Consider the following 16,427-nt stretch of genomic DNA (forward strand, 5'->3'; position numbering starts at 1 on the left):
ACATGGCGAACAGGTGCATGCCATTAGGTTTGCAGCGCCTGTGAGATCGAGCGCCGCCCGCGCGGCGCATCGCGAGCTGTTGCTCGCTCCTACGTTTCTTTCGGGCCAAGCAATCCTGAGGCATTGGCGCGCGAATGCCGTGGCGCATGACTCGATATCGCGTCATACGTCATACAAACAAGGCGGTCGCGCGCGCCTGTCACAGGCGTTACTGGCCAAAAACAAACGTAGGAGCGAGCAACAGCTCGCGATGCGCCGCGCGGGCGGCGCTCGATTTCGAAGGCGCTGAAAATTCAAAGGCAGACACCTGTCAGCCCTTACACCTTCTTTTTTCAGGTGACAGAGCCGCTTAACGTCCAACCACCAGCGGATCAGCCCGGCCGCACGACCTCACCAGTAGCAAGGTTCCGAATCACACTCGGATTCTTCCGCCCCCCCAGCGCCCCACCGAGCACCAGGTCCAGCTGGCCATGGAAATACTGCTCCACCCGCAAGCGGGTCTTAGCCGCCGGGCGCCCGCCCGGGTTGCAGGAGGTGGAAATCAACGGCCCGACCAGCGCACAGAGCTCACGCACCACCGGATGATCACTGACCCGCAGCGCCACGGTGTCATGCTGCCCGGTCACCCACTCGGGCAACAGGTCCTGGTGCGGTACCAGCCAGGTGTTCGGCCCAGGCCAGGTGCTGCCCATGCGGTCGATCCAGTCTTCAGGGAAGTCCTCGAACAGGAAGTCGAACTGGCGGATGTTGTCGGCGATCAGGATCAGCCCTTTATCCACAGGCCGCGACTTCAGCGCCAGCAGGCGATACACAGCGTCCTCGTTCCATGGGTCGCAGCCCAGGCCCCAGACCGCTTCCGTCGGGTAGGCGATCACTGCGCCTGCCCGGATCTCACGTGCGGCTTGTTGCACACGAAAACTGCTCACCATTTGCGTCTCTCCGCCTTTTAACCTTGCTTGCGCGCAGTGTACTTAGCCGGCGCGGGCAAACCAACGCCCGGCGACATTGCTGACCCGCCCTTCAAGCTCCAGTTCTGTCAGCTGCGCCAGCACCTCGGCCAGCGGCCGGTCGCTGAAGTGGGCCAGGTTCTCGCTAGTCTGTGGTGCGGCATGCAACAGGGCAAGCAGCGGATGCGCCGGTTTATCCACCGCCGCTGGCGGCAAATTCTGCCAACCGCGCAGGCTTTCCAGAATCTGCTCCACGCTCTCCACCAGCAGGGCGCCATCGCGGATCAGCTGGTGGCAGCCCTTGGCCGCCGGGTGGTGGATCGACCCGGGAATCGCATACACCTCGCGGCCCTGCTCAGCCGCCAGGCGCGCGGTGATCAGCGAGCCGCTTGCAAGGCTGGCCTCGACCACCAGCACGCCGAGTGACAGGCCGCTGATGATGCGATTGCGCCGCGGGAAGTTGCCCGGCAACGGCCCGGCGTCGAGCGGATACTCCGACACCAGCGCACCGCCCATGTCGATCATCATCCGCGCAAGGTCGCGGTGGCGCTGTGGATAAAGTTTGTGCAAGCCTGTGCCGAGCACCCCAATCGTGCCCCCTGCGACCTCCAAAGCCGCCCGATGAGCGGCACCATCGATGCCCAGGGCCAGCCCGCTGGTGATGGTGAAACCGGCCTGCGCCAGGCAGCGGGAAAACGCCCTGGCCGTGTCGAGTGCCGGAGGTGTGGCACGCCTGCTGCCCACAATGGCCAGCTGAGGTCGGTCGAGCAGTACCGGATTGCCAGCCACGAAAAGCAGCGGTGGGGCATCGTCGATTTCCCCCAGCAATGCCGGGTAGCCAGGACCATCCCACATCAGTAAATGCTGGCCCTGGCGCTCTAGCCAGGCCATTGCAGCCAGTGCACCGTCACGTACTTCTGCACTGCGCCGGGCATCGATGGTGGCTTGTGGAATACCCAAAGCGCGCCACGCAGGGCCGGGTGCGCTGAGCGCAGAAGAAGCACTGCCAAAGGCCTCCAGCAAGGTGCGAAAACGTCGCAGGCCGGTCTCGGGCAGGCGATGCAGGCGTAGTCGGGCCTCCAGTTCGGCAGGTGGACAAGGCGACGAATGGTAATTCGGCATGGGGATCATCCTTGATCGAAACAGGGCCATCTACGTGGCACAACCTGTGGATAAGTTTGTGGGTAACACTTTGAAAAGCTGTCCATGATTTGGCGGCTATCAAGCCTATAGAGACCCTAGCCGAGCTTTCACAGGTGCTGAAATCGCCGTTTCCCTTTATTATGTGTGCTCAGTTTTCAACCGACCGCACAGTGACTGCCTGACCTTATGGCCATCTTGAACATTCTCGAATTCCCGGACCCGCGCCTGCGCACCATTGCCAAACCGGTAACGGTGTTCGACGACGCCTTGCGTCAGCTGATCGACGACATGTTTGAAACCATGTACGAAGCCCCCGGCATCGGCCTGGCCGCCACCCAGGTCAACGTGCACCAGCAGGTCGTGGTCATGGACCTCAGCGAAGACCGCAGCGAACCGCGCGTGTTCATCAACCCGACTGTCGAAGAGCTGACCCACGACATGGGCCAGTACCAAGAGGGCTGCCTGTCGGTACCGGGCTTCTACGAGAACGTCGACCGCCCGCTGCGTGTGCGGGTCAAGGCCCAGGACCGCGACGGCAAGCCATACGAGCTGGAATGCGAAGGCCTGCTGGCGGTGTGCGTGCAGCACGAGTTCGACCACCTCAACGGCAAGCTTTTCGTCGACTACCTGTCGCAGCTCAAGCGCGACCGGATCAAGAAGAAGCTGGAAAAGCAGCACCGCCAGCAAGCCTGATCCCCACCTCCCAGAAGGCTTGCTCCGGCAAGCCTTTTTCTTTTTGGAAGCGAGAACTCCATGCGCATCGTCTTTGCAGGCACTCCAGAGTTTGCCGCCGAACACCTCAAGGCCCTGCTCGACAGCCCGTACGAGATCGTGGCCGTCTACACCCAGCCAGACCGCCCTGCCGGCCGTGGCCAGAAGCTCATGCCGAGCCCGGTCAAGCAGTTGGCCGTGGCCCATGACATCCCTGTGTTCCAGCCGCCGACCCTGCGCAATGCCGAAGCACAGGAAGAACTGGCCGCGCTGAAGCCGGACCTGATGGTGGTGGTCGCCTACGGCCTGATCCTGCCGCAAGTGGTCCTCGACATCCCGCGCCTGGGTTGCATCAACAGCCACGCCTCCTTGCTGCCACGCTGGCGCGGTGCGGCGCCGATCCAGCGCGCCGTGGAAGCCGGCGATGCCGAAAGCGGCGTGACAGTGATGCGCATGGAAGCTGGCCTGGATACCGGGCCGATGCTGCTCAAGGTGGTCACCCCGATCAGCGCCGACGACACCGGCGGCAGCCTGCACGACCGCCTCGCCGAAATGGGCCCGCCAGCGGTAGTTCAGGCCATCGCCGGCCTGGCCGACGGCTCGCTGCACGGTGAAGTCCAGGACGATGCCCTGGCCACCTACGCTCACAAGCTGAACAAGGACGAAGCCCGCATCGACTGGAGCCGCCCGGCCGTCGAACTGGAACGCCTGATCCGCGCCTTCAACCCTTGGCCGGTGTGTCACAGCACGCTCGATGGCGAGAGCGTGAAGGTGCTGTCTGCCAACGTGTCCACAGGTAAAGGCGCCCCGGGCAAGATCCTTTCCTCCAGCAAGGACGGTCTCGTCGTCGCCTGCGGTGAGCAGGCCCTGAGCCTGACCCGTCTGCAGCTGCCTGGCGGCAAGGCGCTGAACTTCAGCGACCTGTTCAACAGCCGCCGTGAGAAGTTCGCCGCTGGCAAGGTGCTGGGCCAATGAACCCACGTCTCGCTGCCGCCCGTGCCCTTGCTGCTGTGCTCAGCGGCAAGGCCTCGCTGAACAGCTCGCTGCCCGCACAGCTGGACAAGGTCGAAGAACGCGATCGGGGCCTGACCCAGGACCTGGCGTTCGGGACAGCGCGCTGGCAGCCACGCCTGGATCTGCTTGCCGCGCAGCTGCTGCAGAAGCCGTTCAAGGCTGCCGATGCCGATGTGCAGGCACTGCTGCTGGTCGGCCTGTACCAGCTGTTCTACACCCGTATTCCGGCCCACGCTGCCATCGGCGAGACTGTCGGCTGCGCAGACAAGCTCAAGAAACCGTGGGCCAAGGGTCTGCTCAACGCCGTGCTGCGCCGCGCCCAGCGCGAGGGCGAGGAACTGCTCGCCGGCATGGAGCGCGACCCGGTGGTGCGCACCGCCCACCCGCGCTGGTTGCAGAAGTCGCTGAAAGCCTTCTGGCCGGAGCAGTGGGAAGCCATCTGCGCCGCCAACAACGCCCACCCGCCGATGATCTTGCGGGTCAACCGCCGCCACCATAGCCGCGACGCCTACCTGGCGCTGCTGGCCGAAGCTGGCGTCAGCGCCAGCGCCTGTCAGTACAGCCGTGACGGCATCGTGCTGGCTGAAGCCTGCGACGTGCGCGGCCTGCCAGGCTTCGCCGAAGGCTGGGTCAGCGTGCAGGACGAAGCCGCGCAGCTGTCGGCCGACCTACTCGAACTGGCTCCCGGTCAGCGCGTACTCGACGCCTGCTGCGCCCCCGGCGGCAAGACCTGCCACCTGCTCGAAGCCGAACCCGGCCTGGCCCACATGACGGCCATCGACCTCGAAGCCAAGCGCCTGACCCGGGTGCGCGAGAACCTCGACCGCCTGCAGCTGGATGCCGAGCTGATCGCCTGCGATGCCCGTGACACCGCCAGCTGGTGGGACGGCAAGCCGTTCCAGCGCATCCTGCTCGACGCGCCGTGCTCGGCCACGGGTGTGATCCGTCGCCACCCGGACATCAAGCTGACCCGCCAGGCCGAGGACATTCCGGCCCTGGCCGCGCTGCAAGGCGAGCTGCTCGATGCCCTGTGGCCGACTCTGGAAGTGGGCGGCATGCTGCTGTACGCCACCTGCTCCAGCCTGCCGACCGAGAACACCGAAGTGATCGATGCCTTCCTCGCCCGCACCCCGGGCGCCCGTGAGCTGGACCTGGCCACCGAAGCCGGCCTGCGCCAGCCCCACGGCCGCCAGCTGCTGGCCCAGGAGGGCGGCCACGACGGCTTCTACTATGCCAAGCTGATCAAGATCGCCGCCTCGCGCGGGTAAGCACAAAAGGGTAGGGAGTAGCGGATGAAGATCATCATCCTCGGCGCAGGGCAGGTAGGCGGTACGCTGGCAGAACACCTGGCCAGCGAAGCCAACGACATCACCGTGGTCGATACCGATGGCGAGCGCCTGCGCGACCTCGGCGACCGACTGGACATCCGCACCGTGCAGGGCCGCGGCTCGCTGCCGACGGTGCTGCGCCAGGCCGGTGCCGATGACGCCGACATGCTGGTGGCAGTGACCAACAGCGACGAGACCAACATGGTCGCCTGCCAGGTGGCCTATTCGTTGTTCCACACTCCGACAAAGATCGCCCGGGTGCGCGAGTCGGCCTACCTGACCCGCGAAGAGCTGTTCGACAACGACCATATCCCGGTCGATGTGCTGATCAGCCCCGAGCAGGTGGTGACCAACTACATCAAGCGCCTGATCGAACACCCAGGCTCGCTGCAGGTGATCGACTTCGCCGAGGGCAAGGCCCAGCTGGTGGCAGTGAAGGCCTATTACGGCGGCCCGCTGGTGGGCCAGCAACTGCGCCAGATCCGCGCGCACATGCCCAACGTCGATACCCGCGTGGCCGCCATCTTCCGCCGCGACCGGCCGATCACGCCGCGGGGCGACACGGTGATCGAAGCCGATGACGAAGTGTTCTTCATCGCCGCGAAGAAGGACATCCGCGCCGTGATGGGCGAGCTGCGCCGCATCGACGAGACCAACAAACGCATTGTCATCGCCGGCGGCGGGCAGATCGGCGAGCGCTTGGCCGAAGCCATCGAGAGCCGCTACCAGGTGAAGATCATCGAGATGAGTGCGGCACGCTGCCGGCACCTCTCCGATACCCTGGAAAGCACCGTGGTGCTGCAGGGCAGTGCCTCGGACAAGGACCTGATGCTCGAAGAGAACATCGCCGACGCCGACATCTTCCTGGCTCTGACCAACGACGACGAAGCCAACATCATGTCGTCGCTGCTGGCCAAGCGCCTTGGCGCGGGCAAGGTCATGACCATCATCAACAACCCGGCCTATGTCGACCTGGTGCAGGGCGGCGATATCGACATCGCCATCAGCCCGCAGCTGGCCACCATCGGCACCTTGCTTGCGCACGTACGCCGCGGCGATATCGTCAGCGTGCACTCGCTGCGCCGCGGTGCGGCCGAGGCCATCGAGGCGGTGGCGCACGGCGATTCGAAGTCGAGCAAGGTGGTCGGCAAGGCTGTGGAAAACATCGCCTTGCCACCGGGCACCACCATCGGCGCGATCATCCGCGACGAGGAAGTGCTGATCGCCCACGACGACACGGTGATCGAGTCGGGCGACCATGTGATTCTGTTCGTTGTGGATAAAAAGCACATTCGCGATGTGGAGAAGCTGTTCCACGTCGGCTTGAGTTTCTTCTAGGAGAAGACGGCATGCGTGAATCGCTGGAGAAAATGCTGGCCAAGGGTGTGGATAACCCACTGCTGAGGTTTGGCCTGGGCAAGGCCTGGCTGGACGAGGGCAATGGCGCGCAAGCGGCGGTGCACCTGGCGCGGTGTGTGGAGCAGGACCCGAAGTACTCGGCGGCCTGGAAGCTGCTGGGGAAGGCGTATCAGTTGGTCGGTGACCTGGCGGCGGCGCGCAAGGCGTGGGAAGACGGGATTATTGCGGCTCAAGCCCATGGGGATAAGCAGGCCGAAAAAGAGATGACCGTTTTTCTCAAGAAACTGAACAAGGTCTGAGATCGCCGGGGCTGCTTTGCAGCCCATTCGCGGGGCAAGCCCTCTCCTACAGGAGACCCGCGATTCCTTGTAGGAGCGGGCTTGTCCCGCGAATGGGGCGCGAAGCGCCCCCAACAATCTCAATACCAGCGCGGCTCGCCAGCCGGGCGCTTCTTGAAGCGCTTCATGCTCCACATGTACTGGCTCGGGTACTCGCGCACATAGCGCTCGACCACCTTGCTCATGGCCGCCGCCGACACGTTCACGTCGGTGCTGTACATCTCTTCCGGCGCCGCTTCCAGGAATACCTTGAAGCCCGACCCGTCCGGCAGCCGCAGCGCATGCAGGAACACCCCCACCGCCTTGCCACCGGCCAGCATGTTCGGCACGAACTTGCTGGTCAGCGCCTGCGTGCCCAGGAACGGCACGAACACCCCCGCCGATTCCGCCGGCTCCGGGTCGGCAGGAATACCCACCTGCCCACCGCGACGCACTTCCTTGATCACGCTGAGGATGCCTTCCTTGGTCGAAGGCGCCACGCGGTTGCCCATCTGCACCCGCTGCTCGCGCAGCAGGTCGTCCACTGCCTTGAGTTTCGGCGGGCGGTAGAAGATGATCGGTTTGCACTGGTTGCAGTAGAAGTGGTTGAGCACTTCCCAGTTGCCCAGGTGGCTGGTGATGCCAACCACACCCTTGCCCGAGGCCAGGGCCTGCTCCAGCACTTCAAGGCCGTGCACTTCCTTGACCAGCTCCAGCGAACGCTGCGGCGGCCAGATCCAGGCACAGGCACTTTCGACGAAGGACTTACCGATATCCTTCAGTGCACGGCCGACCAGCTGCTCGCGTTCGACCGGATCCATCTCCGGGAAGCACTTGGCCAGGTTGATGCGCACGACATTGCGCGAGCCGTTGGGGACTTTCCACATCAGCCAGCCGATACCGGCGCCGACGCGCTGCACAGCGCCCCAGGGCAGCTTGGCAAACAGACGCAGCACCCCGACCATCAGGGCGCCCTTGAACTTTTCCACAGGCAATTCCTTATTTCAGCAAGGCGCGCATTGTAACCCCTCAGCGCAACAAGGCGGCGTAGCGATCGCAATCGGTGGTGTGGTCCATGACCATGCCGGTGGCCTGCATGAAGGCGTAGCAGATGGTCGGGCCGACGAAGGTGAAGCCGGCTTTCTGCAGGGCCTTGCTCATGGCCTTGGCTTCGTCGGTGACCGCCGGCACGTCGCCACGGCCCTGGAAGTGGTTGATCTTCGGCTCGCCGCCCACGAACGACCAGAGCCACTCGGCTGGGTTATCCACAGCCAGCCAGGCCTGCGCGTTACGCCGGGCAGCCTTGAGCTTGAGGCGGTTGCGGATGATGCCGGCGTCGAGCATCAGCTCCTCGATTCGTTCGTCGCTCATGGCCGCCAGTTTGACGGGGTCGAAGCCATGCATCACCTCGCGATAACGCTCGCGTTTGCGCAAAACGGTGATCCACGACAACCCCGCCTGGAACCCTTCGAGCAAAAGCATCTCGAACAGCAACGCCGGGTCACGCTGTGGCGTTCCCCATTCCTGGTCGTGGTAGGCCTGGTACAACGGATCGTCGGTACACCAAAAGCAGCGTGGCATAAGGCTCCAATGAGTAGAGGGCGAGGCGAATCAGGTTATACTCCCGCTCTTTACATCCGCATCCCCAGATACAGGTGAATTTCGTGAGCCAGCCTACGCCAGCCGTGCGTACCTTCCAAGACCTGATCCTCGCCCTGCAAAACTACTGGGCAGCTCAAGGTTGTGTGGTGCTTCAGCCCTACGATATGGAAGTAGGCGCCGGCACTTTCCACACCGCTACATTCCTGCGCGCCGTGGGTCCAGAAACCTGGAACGCCGCCTATGTGCAGCCTAGCCGTCGCCCTGCCGACGGGCGGTATGGCGAAAACCCCAACCGCCTGCAGCACTACTACCAGTTCCAGGTGGTCCTGAAGCCGAACCCGGCCAACTTCCAGGAGCTGTACCTCGGCTCGCTGAAGGCCATCGGCATCGACCCGCTGGTCCACGACATCCGCTTCGTCGAAGACAACTGGGAGTCGCCGACCCTGGGCGCCTGGGGCCTTGGCTGGGAAATCTGGCTGAACGGCATGGAGGTCACCCAGTTCACCTACTTCCAGCAGGTCGGTGGTATCGAGTGCTACCCGGTCACCGGTGAAATCACCTACGGCCTCGAGCGCCTGGCCATGTACATCCAGGGCGTCGACTCGGTCTACGACCTGGTGTGGGCCGACGGCCCGTTCGGCAAGGTCACCTACGGCGACGTGTTCCACCAGAACGAGGTGGAACAGTCGACCTACAACTTCGAGCACGCCAACGTCGAGAAGCTGTTCGAACTGTTCGACTTCTATGAAAGCGAAGCCAACCGCCTGATCAAGCTGGAGCTGCCGCTGCCGACCTATGAAATGGTCCTGAAGGCCTCGCACACCTTCAACCTGCTGGACGCCCGCCGCGCCATCTCGGTAACCGAGCGCCAGCGTTACATCCTGCGCGTACGTACCCTGGCCCGGGACGTGGCGCAAAGCTATCTGCAAGCCCGCGCACGCCTGGGCTTCCCGATGGCCACCCCTGAACTGCGTGACGAAGTGTTGGCGAAGCTGGAGGCTGCACAATGAGTGCTCAAGATTTCCTGGTAGAACTGGGCACCGAAGAGCTGCCACCCAAAGCCCTGGCCAGCCTCGGCGACGCCTTCCTGGCCGGCATCGAGAAGGGCCTGCAGGCCGCTGGCCTGAATTACACCGGCAAGCAGGTTTACGCAGCGCCACGCCGCCTGGCCGTGCTGATCCGCCAGCTCGACGTGCAGCAGCCTGACCGCAGCATCAACATCGACGGCCCGCCCATACAGGCAGCCTTCAAAGACGGCGAGCCGACCCAGGCTGCCCTGGGCTTCGCCAAGAAGTGCGGCGTGGAGCTGTCGGAAATCGACCAGAGCGGCGCCAAGCTGCGCTTCTCCCAGCACATCCCGGGCAAGGCTACCGCCAGCCTGCTGCCGACCATCGTCGAAGATTCGCTCAACGACCTGCCGATCCCCAAGCGCATGCGCTGGGCCGCCAGCCGTGAAGAGTTCGTGCGCCCGACCCAGTGGCTGGTGATGCTGCTCGGCGACCAGGTGGTCGACTGCACCATCCTGTCGCAGAAGGCCGGCCGTGAATCCCGTGGCCACCGCTTCCACCACCCGGAGAACGTGGTCATCACCACCCCGGCCAACTATGTCGAAGACCTGCGCAAAGCCTACGTGCTGGCCGACTTCGACGAGCGTCGCGAGCTGATCAGCAAGCGTACCGCCGAGCTGGCCATGCAGCAGGAAGGCAGCGCCATCGTGCCACCGGCGCTGCTGGACGAAGTGACTGCCCTGGTCGAATGGCCAGTGCCGCTGGTGTGCTCGTTCGAGGAGCGTTTCCTCGAAGTGCCGCAGGAAGCCCTGATCACCACCATGCAGGACAACCAGAAGTACTTCTGCCTGCTGGACAGCGAAGGCAAGCTGCTGCCGCGCTTTATCACCGTGGCCAACGTCGAGAGCCGTGACCCCAAGCAGATCGTTCAGGGTAACGAGAAGGTCGTTCGCCCGCGCCTGACCGACGCCGAGTTCTTCTTCAAGCAGGACAAGAAGCAGCCGCTGGAAACCTTCAACGAGCGCCTGAAGAACGTGGTGTTCCAGGCCCAGCTCGGCACTGTCTACGATAAGGCCGAACGTGTTTCCAGGCTGGCTGCCTTCATTGCCCCGCTGATCGGCGGCGATGCCCAGCGCGCTGGCCGTGCCGGCCTGCTGTCGAAGTGCGACCTGGCTACCGAGATGGTCGGCGAGTTCCCTGAAATGCAGGGTGTTGCCGGCTACTACTACGCGCTCAACGACGGTGAGCCGGAAGACGTCGCCCTGGCCCTGAACGAGCAGTACATGCCGCGCGGTGCTGGCGCCGAGCTGCCGCAGACCCTCACCGGTGCTGCCGTGGCCATCGCCGACAAGCTCGACACCCTGGTCGGCATCTTCGGCATCGGCATGCTGCCCACCGGCAGCAAGGACCCTTATGCCCTGCGTCGTGCCGCCCTGGGCGTGCTGCGCATCCTGATCGAGAAGCAGCTGGACCTGGACCTGAGCGCTGCGGTCGAGTTCGCGGTCAAGCAGTTCGGTGCCAAGGTCAAGGCCGCAGGCCTGGCCGAGCAGGTGCTGGAGTTCATCTTCGACCGCCTGCGTGCACGTTACGAAGACGAAGGCATCGACGTTGCCACCTACCTGTCGGTACGTGCCCTGAAGCCGGCTTCTGCCCTGGACTTCGACCAGCGCGTGCAGGCCGTGCAGGCCTTCCGCAAGCTGCCGGAAGCCGAAGCCCTGGCCGCGGTGAACAAGCGCGTTTCGAACCTGCTGAGCAAGGCCGAAGGCGCCATCGCCGACCAGGTCGAGCCGAAGTACTTCGACAACGCGAACGAGTTCTCCCTGTACTCGGCCATCCAGCAGGCCGACCAGGCCGTGCAACCGATGGCAGCCGCTCGCCAGTACAGCGAATCGCTGGCCCGCCTGGCGGCTCTGCGTGACCCGGTCGACGCCTTCTTCGAGGCGGTGATGGTCAACGCCGAAGACGCCAAGGTACGTGCCAACCGTTATGCCCTGCTCAGCCGCCTGCGCGGGCTGTTCCTGGGCGTGGCCGACATTTCGCTGCTGGGGTAAACCTTGAAACTGCTGATTCTCGATCGTGACGGGGTGATCAACCAAGACTCCGACGCCTACATCAAGACGCTGGAAGAGTGGATCCCGATCCCTGGCTCGGTCGAAGCGATCGCGCAGTTGAGCAAGGCGGGCTGGACGGTGGCCGTGGCCACCAACCAGTCCGGCATCGCCCGTGGCTATTACTCGCTGGCAACCCTCGAGGCCATGCACGCGCGCCTGCGCGCGCTGGTGGCCGAGCAGGGCGGCGAGGTGGGGCACATCGTATATTGCCCGCACGGGCCGGACGAAGGCTGCGATTGCCGCAAACCCAAGCCTGGCATGCTGCGGGCGATCGCCGAGCATTACCAGGTAGGCCTTGAAGGCGTCTGGTTCGTTGGCGACAGCAAAGGTGACCTGGAGGCCGCCCTGGCCGTCGGTGCACAACCCGTGTTGGTGAAAACCGGCAAGGGTGAGCGGACCCTGGAAAAAGGCGTCCCGGAAACTACACTGATTTTCGACGATCTGGCAGCTATCGCCAGAGAAATTATTTAAACAACAATGCGCCCTCGGGCGCATTTTTCCCAGGCGGGCACGCCCCGCAACGGTACTTGCCACTATGTCGATCCTGCAGGCGATCAGAATCTTTCTTTTTTACCTGCTGCTGGGCACCAGTTCGCTGCTGTGGTGCTCGCTGAGCTTCTTCGTCGCGCCGTTCTTGTCGTTCCCCAAACGCTACAAGTTCATCAACGTGTACTGGTGCCGTTGCGCACTGTTCCTGGTGCGCACCATCCTCGGTATCAACTACAAGGTCACCGGTGCCGAGAACGTACCAGATGAACCCTGCGTGATCCTGTCCAACCACCAGAGCACCTGGGAAACCTTCTTCCTTTCCCAGTATTTCTCGCCGCTAAGCCAGGTGCTCAAGCGCGAGCTGCTTTATGTGCCGTTCTTTGGCTGGGCCATGGCCATGCTGAGGCCGATCGCGATCAACCGCGACAACCCCAAGGAAGCCCTGCGCCAGGTGGCCAGCAAGGGTGACGAGTTGCTCAAGCAGAAAACCTGGGTGCTGATCTTCCCGGAAGGTACCCGTGTGCCGTTCGGTACCGTGGGCAAATTCTCCCGGGGCGGTACCGCGCTGGCCGTGAATGCCGGGTTGCCAGTGCTGCCGATTGCCCACAACGCTGGCAAGTTCTGGCCCAAGACGGGCTGGGGCAAGCGCTCGGGCACCATCGAGGTAGTGATCGGCAAGCCGATGTACGCCGAAGGCAGCGGCCCTCGGGCCATTGCCGAGCTCAACGACCGTGCTGCGGCATGGAACGAAGCGACCCAGCGGGCCATGGGCTCGCTGCCGCCAGTGGATGAAAAACCGCAGGAGCAGATGGCCTGACCATCTGTGGATAACTTGTGAACAGTTTTTTCGAGAAGCGCCAAGATACGAAGCTAAGTGTATGAATTAGCTGTTTATTTCTCGGTGTGACATTTTTCTGAAAAACGTGCATAAGTTTTTTCGGGGCATAAGAAAACCGGCTTTTACAGCCGGTTTTTTTATGGCTTGGTGATGGCGTCAAACCTTGTCGATATCCACGTCCTTGGTTTCTTTCAGGCAGAAGATTCCCACCACCAGGCTGATGCCGGTCACCAGCACCGGGTACCACAGGCCGTAGAAGATATCCCCGGTATACACCACCAGCGCGAACGACACCGTTGGCAGGAAGCCGCCGAACCAGCCGTTGCCGATGTGATAGGGCAGCGACATCGAGGTGTAGCGGATGCGGGTCGGGAACAGCTCGACCATCACCGCCGCCAGCGGCCCGTAGGTCATGGTCGCGATCAGGATCATTGCCACGATCAGCACCACCACCATCACCTGGTTGACCTGTCCCGGGTCTGCCTTGGCCGGGTAACTCGCCTGATCGATCGCCGCGCGCATGGCCGCTTCATCGAAGCCGTTGATGGTCTTGTCGCCAATGTTCACCACCACATCACTACCAGCCACATTCACCGAGCTGTACGGCAGGCCCTGCTTGACCAGGAAGGTCTTGACCTTGTCGCACGGGCTGTCGAAACGCGCCTTGCCAACCGGGTCGAACTGGAAGGTACAGCCTTGCGGGTCTGCGGTGACCACGATCGGCGCCTGACGGCTGGCCGCGTCGATCTGCGGGTTGGCGTAATGGCTCAGGGCCTTGAACATCGGGAAATACAGCACAGTGGCCAGCAGCAGGCCGAGCATCAGGATCGGCTTGCGCCCAATGCGATCGGACAGCCACCCAAAGAACACAAAGAACGGCGCTCCGATGACCACACTGATGATCAGCAAGGTGTTGGCCTGGGCCGGGTCCATCTTGAGCATCTGGGTCATGAAGAACAGCACATAGAACTGCGCCGTGTAGAAGGTCACGGCTTGCCCGGCATTGATACTGAACAGCGCCGTGAGCACGACCTTCAGGTTGGGCCAGGAGGTGAACGACTCGCGGATCGGCGACTTGCTGACCTTGCCCTGGGCCTTCATTTTCACGAAGGCCGGCGACTCGTGCATGCTCATGCGGATCCAGGTGGAGATCGCCAACAGGAAGATCGACAGCAGGAACGGCAGGCGCCAGCCCCAGCTTTCGAACTGGTCACCACTGATGTAGCGGCTGCCCAGTACCACCAGCAATGACAGCAGCAGGCCCAGGGTCGCAGTGGACTGGATGAAACCGGTGTGGAAGCCACGCTTGCCGGGTGGCGCGTGCTCGGCCACGTAGGTCGCGGCGCCGCCGTATTCCCCGCCCAATGCCAGCCCCTGGAGCATGCGCAGGATCACCAGGATGATCGGTGCCGCGATGCCGATGCTGGCGTAGGTGGGTAGCAGGCCGACGGCGAAGGTCGACAGGCCCATCAGCACGATGGTCACCAGGAAGGTGTACTTGCGCCCTATCATGTCGCCCAGACGGCCAAACACCAGCGCACCGAACGGCCGCACCAGGAAGCCGGCGGCAAAGGCCATGAGGGCGAAGATGAAGGCGGTGGTGTCATTCACCCCGGCGAAGAACTGCTTGCTGATGACAGCTGCCAGCGCGCCATAGAGAAAAAAGTCATACCACTCGAACACTGTCCCGAGGGATGACGCGAAAATGATCTTGCGTTCTTCACGACGACTGGAGGTACTCGCCGTCGCACCCTGCTCTTGGATGTAATCCGACATCGTTGCTGTCCTCGGCCCGCAGGCCACAGTGATTATTCTTGTTGTTCCACTGTCGGCAGCTTGTGACCGCGAGCTGCCGGTATTGCACGCTCCCGGGTCAGGGGGTCGGTACTGCGTCTTCGTTCAGGTAGGTCTGGGTTGCGGCTCCTTTGAGGATCAGTTGCGCCGCCTTCTCGGCGATCATCAGGGTGGGGGAACAGGTATTACCGGAAGTGATCCGCGGCATGATCGAGGCATCGGCCACACGCAAGCCAGGGATGCCGTGCACACGCAGCTGGTTATCCACAACGTCCAGCTCGCCGCTGCCCATGCGGCAGGTGCCGACCGGGTGGAAGATGGTGGTGCCGATCTTGCCGGCCGCGTCGAACAGTTCTTCCTCGGTTTGCAGGGTCGGGCCTGGCAGATATTCCTGGGGATCGAAAGCGGCGAGGGCAGGGGCCTGGACGATGCGCCGGGTCAGGCGGATGGCATCGGCGGCAACGCGCAGGTCCTGGGGGTCGCTCAAGTAGTTGGGATCGATCAGCGGTGTGCTGTTCATGTTCGCACTGCGGATATCGATGCGCCCACGGCTGGCCGGGCGCAGGTTGCACACCGAGGCGGTGAAGGCCGGGAACGGATGCAACGGCTCGCCGAAGCGCTCCAGTGACAGCGGCTGCACGTGATACTGCAGGTTGGCTGTGGCCTGCTCCGGGCTCGAACGCACGAAGGCACCCAGCTGGCTCGGCGCCATGGCCAGCGGGCCACTGCGGTCGTAGAGATAGCGCAGGCCCATGCCCAGCTTGCCCCACAGGCTGTTGGCCATCTGGTTGAGGGTGCGGGTGTTGCGAATCTGATAGATCAGCCGCAGTTGCAGGTGATCCTGCAGGTTACCGCCGACGCCAGGCATGTCGTGGCGCACACCGATACCCAGGCTTTCGAGCAGCTTGCGCGGGCCGATGCCCGAGCGCTGGAGGATGCCGGGCGAGCCCACGGCGCCAGCACAGAGGATGATCTCGCGACGCGCAGCGAACTCATGCCAGGCACCTTGCCACTGGGCCTTGACCGCACGGGCACGGGTGTTGTTCAACAGCACCTGGTCAACCTCCACGCCGGTCAGCACAGTGAGGTTGGGACGGTCCTTGATTGGCCGGAGAAAAGCCTTGGAGGCGTTCCAGCGCACACCGCTGCGCTGATTGACCTGAAAGTATCCACAGCCCTGGTTGTCGCCGGTATTGAAGTCCTCGACTTTGCCAATGCCACTCTGTTCGGCGGCGTCACGGAAGGCATCAAGGATCGGCCAGCTGTAGCGCTGGCGCTCGACCCGCCATTCACCCTCACCGCCATGGTGCTCGCTGGCGCCGGCAAAGTGGTTCTCGCTGGCCTTGAACAACGGCAGCACATCCTTCCAGGCCCAGCCGTCGTTGCCTTGCTCGGCCCAATGGTCGTAATCGGCGGCCTGGCCACGCATGTAGATCATGCCGTTGATCGACGAACAACCACCGAGCACCTTGCCCCGTGGATATCCCAGGACCCGACCTAGCAGGCCGGGCTGTGCTTCGGTCTTGAAGCACCAGTCGGTGCGGGGGTTGCCGATGCAGTAGAGGTAACCGACGGGGATGTGAATCCAGGGATAGTTGTCGCGGCCGCCGGCTTCGAGCAGCAGGACGCGGCAGGAAGGGTCGGCGGACAAACGATTGGCCAGCAGGCAGCCGGCGGGGCCAGCGCCTACGACCACGTAGTCGAAGACAGAATCGGCTGATGGCATGTGCAACCTCGCGCCTGATTATTATTCTTGTCCCGATCCAT

15 protein-coding genes are annotated in these 16,427 nt (G+C 63.4%); 9 read left to right on the forward strand and 6 right to left on the reverse strand.

Features of this window, described 5'->3' with window-relative positions:
• Positions 1-371: 371 nt before the first annotated feature.
• On the reverse strand, positions 372-929 hold the full coding sequence (locus C2H86_RS11705; RefSeq protein ID WP_011953122.1) for an L-threonylcarbamoyladenylate synthase: 558 nt from the start codon (positions 927-929) through the stop codon (positions 372-374).
• Positions 930-971: 42 nt separating this feature from the next.
• The gene (gene dprA, locus C2H86_RS11710; protein WP_159412673.1) at positions 972-2,069 is read right to left on the reverse strand and encodes a DNA-processing protein DprA; all 1,098 of its coding nucleotides are present in this window, start codon (positions 2,067-2,069) and stop codon (positions 972-974) included.
• 207 nt (positions 2,070-2,276) lie between these two features.
• Here dprA and def point away from each other — a divergent pair, with 207 nt between their 5' ends.
• From def to C2H86_RS11735, 5 genes are read left to right on the forward strand one after another with little or no spacing between them, the layout of a single operon-like run.
• Positions 2,277-2,783, forward strand: coding sequence for a peptide deformylase (gene def / locus C2H86_RS11715; protein ID WP_003260000.1), 507 nt, complete (start codon positions 2,277-2,279; stop codon positions 2,781-2,783).
• Between the two features lie 60 nt (positions 2,784-2,843).
• Complete coding sequence (gene fmt / locus C2H86_RS11720) at positions 2,844-3,776, forward strand: methionyl-tRNA formyltransferase (protein WP_159412674.1); 933 nt, start codon at positions 2,844-2,846, stop codon at positions 3,774-3,776.
• Positions 3,773-5,083 (forward strand): 16S rRNA (cytosine(967)-C(5))-methyltransferase RsmB, encoded by a 1,311-nt coding sequence (gene rsmB, locus C2H86_RS11725; protein WP_159412675.1) that lies wholly within the window; start codon positions 3,773-3,775, stop codon positions 5,081-5,083. The genes fmt and rsmB overlap by 4 nt, the downstream gene beginning before the upstream one ends.
• Before the next feature lie 24 nt (positions 5,084-5,107).
• The gene (gene trkA / locus C2H86_RS11730; protein WP_159412676.1) at positions 5,108-6,481 is read left to right on the forward strand and encodes a Trk system potassium transporter TrkA; all 1,374 of its coding nucleotides are present in this window, start codon (positions 5,108-5,110) and stop codon (positions 6,479-6,481) included.
• Between the two features lie 11 nt (positions 6,482-6,492).
• Positions 6,493-6,801: a tetratricopeptide repeat protein gene (locus C2H86_RS11735; RefSeq protein ID WP_159412677.1), complete on the forward strand. Its 309-nt coding sequence runs from the start codon at positions 6,493-6,495 to the stop codon at positions 6,799-6,801.
• A 119-nt stretch (positions 6,802-6,920) separates the two neighbouring features.
• Here C2H86_RS11735 and C2H86_RS11740 read toward each other — a convergent pair whose 3' ends face one another.
• On the reverse strand, positions 6,921-7,808 hold the full coding sequence (locus C2H86_RS11740; RefSeq protein ID WP_085676573.1) for a lysophospholipid acyltransferase: 888 nt from the start codon (positions 7,806-7,808) through the stop codon (positions 6,921-6,923).
• Between the two features lie 40 nt (positions 7,809-7,848).
• Positions 7,849-8,400 (reverse strand): DNA-3-methyladenine glycosylase I, encoded by a 552-nt coding sequence (locus C2H86_RS11745; protein WP_110638920.1) that lies wholly within the window; start codon positions 8,398-8,400, stop codon positions 7,849-7,851.
• Between the two features lie 83 nt (positions 8,401-8,483).
• On the opposite strand from C2H86_RS11745, the gene glyQ reads away from it, so the two are divergent.
• From glyQ to C2H86_RS11765, 4 genes are all read left to right on the forward strand, one after another.
• The gene (glyQ, locus tag C2H86_RS11750) at positions 8,484-9,431 is read left to right on the forward strand and encodes a glycine--tRNA ligase subunit alpha (protein WP_060507781.1); all 948 of its coding nucleotides are present in this window, start codon (positions 8,484-8,486) and stop codon (positions 9,429-9,431) included.
• The gene (gene glyS, locus C2H86_RS11755) at positions 9,428-11,479 is read left to right on the forward strand and encodes a glycine--tRNA ligase subunit beta (RefSeq protein WP_159412678.1); all 2,052 of its coding nucleotides are present in this window, start codon (positions 9,428-9,430) and stop codon (positions 11,477-11,479) included. The genes glyQ and glyS overlap by 4 nt, the downstream gene beginning before the upstream one ends.
• Positions 11,480-11,482: 3 nt before the next feature.
• The gene (gmhB, locus tag C2H86_RS11760) at positions 11,483-12,010 is read left to right on the forward strand and encodes a D-glycero-beta-D-manno-heptose 1,7-bisphosphate 7-phosphatase (protein WP_159412679.1); all 528 of its coding nucleotides are present in this window, start codon (positions 11,483-11,485) and stop codon (positions 12,008-12,010) included.
• Positions 12,011-12,074: 64 nt separating this feature from the next.
• On the forward strand, positions 12,075-12,845 hold the full coding sequence (locus C2H86_RS11765; protein WP_159412680.1) for a lysophospholipid acyltransferase family protein: 771 nt from the start codon (positions 12,075-12,077) through the stop codon (positions 12,843-12,845).
• A gap of 177 nt (positions 12,846-13,022) precedes the next feature.
• Here the strand turns inward: C2H86_RS11765 and C2H86_RS11770 are convergent, their stop codons facing one another.
• Positions 13,023-14,642 (reverse strand): MFS transporter, encoded by a 1,620-nt coding sequence (locus C2H86_RS11770; RefSeq protein WP_159412681.1) that lies wholly within the window; start codon positions 14,640-14,642, stop codon positions 13,023-13,025.
• 97 nt (positions 14,643-14,739) lie between these two features.
• Positions 14,740-16,386 carry a GMC family oxidoreductase gene (locus C2H86_RS11775; RefSeq protein WP_159412682.1) on the reverse strand — a complete coding sequence of 549 codons (1,647 nt, stop codon included), beginning with the start codon at positions 16,384-16,386 and terminating at the stop codon, positions 14,740-14,742.
• Between the last annotated feature and the right edge of the window lie 41 nt (positions 16,387-16,427).

Origin of the sequence: Pseudomonas putida, from assembly GCF_009883635.2 — a bacterium.
GTDB lineage: Bacteria > Pseudomonadota > Gammaproteobacteria > Pseudomonadales > Pseudomonadaceae > Aquipseudomonas > Aquipseudomonas putida_W.

What these genes read in the sequence shown, in the direction of transcription:
- C2H86_RS11765 (WP_159412680.1), top strand. Translation starts at nt 12,075, where the DNA reads ATGTCGATCCTGCAGGCGATCAGAATCTTTCTTTTTTACCTGCTGCTG.
- dprA (WP_159412673.1), bottom strand. Translation starts at nt 2,069, where the DNA reads ATGCCGAATTACCATTCGTCGCCTTGTCCACCTGCCGAACTGGAGGCC.
- def (WP_003260000.1), top strand. Translation starts at nt 2,277, where the DNA reads ATGGCCATCTTGAACATTCTCGAATTCCCGGACCCGCGCCTGCGCACC.
- fmt (WP_159412674.1), top strand. Translation starts at nt 2,844, where the DNA reads ATGCGCATCGTCTTTGCAGGCACTCCAGAGTTTGCCGCCGAACACCTC.
- C2H86_RS11735 (WP_159412677.1), top strand. Translation starts at nt 6,493, where the DNA reads ATGCGTGAATCGCTGGAGAAAATGCTGGCCAAGGGTGTGGATAACCCA.
- C2H86_RS11745 (WP_110638920.1), bottom strand. Translation starts at nt 8,400, where the DNA reads ATGCCACGCTGCTTTTGGTGTACCGACGATCCGTTGTACCAGGCCTAC.
- C2H86_RS11775 (WP_159412682.1), bottom strand. Translation starts at nt 16,386, where the DNA reads ATGCCATCAGCCGATTCTGTCTTCGACTACGTGGTCGTAGGCGCTGGC.
- C2H86_RS11705 (WP_011953122.1), bottom strand. Translation starts at nt 929, where the DNA reads ATGGTGAGCAGTTTTCGTGTGCAACAAGCCGCACGTGAGATCCGGGCA.
- glyS (WP_159412678.1), top strand. Translation starts at nt 9,428, where the DNA reads ATGAGTGCTCAAGATTTCCTGGTAGAACTGGGCACCGAAGAGCTGCCA.
- C2H86_RS11770 (WP_159412681.1), bottom strand. Translation starts at nt 14,642, where the DNA reads ATGTCGGATTACATCCAAGAGCAGGGTGCGACGGCGAGTACCTCCAGT.
- rsmB (WP_159412675.1), top strand. Translation starts at nt 3,773, where the DNA reads ATGAACCCACGTCTCGCTGCCGCCCGTGCCCTTGCTGCTGTGCTCAGC.
- trkA (WP_159412676.1), top strand. Translation starts at nt 5,108, where the DNA reads ATGAAGATCATCATCCTCGGCGCAGGGCAGGTAGGCGGTACGCTGGCA.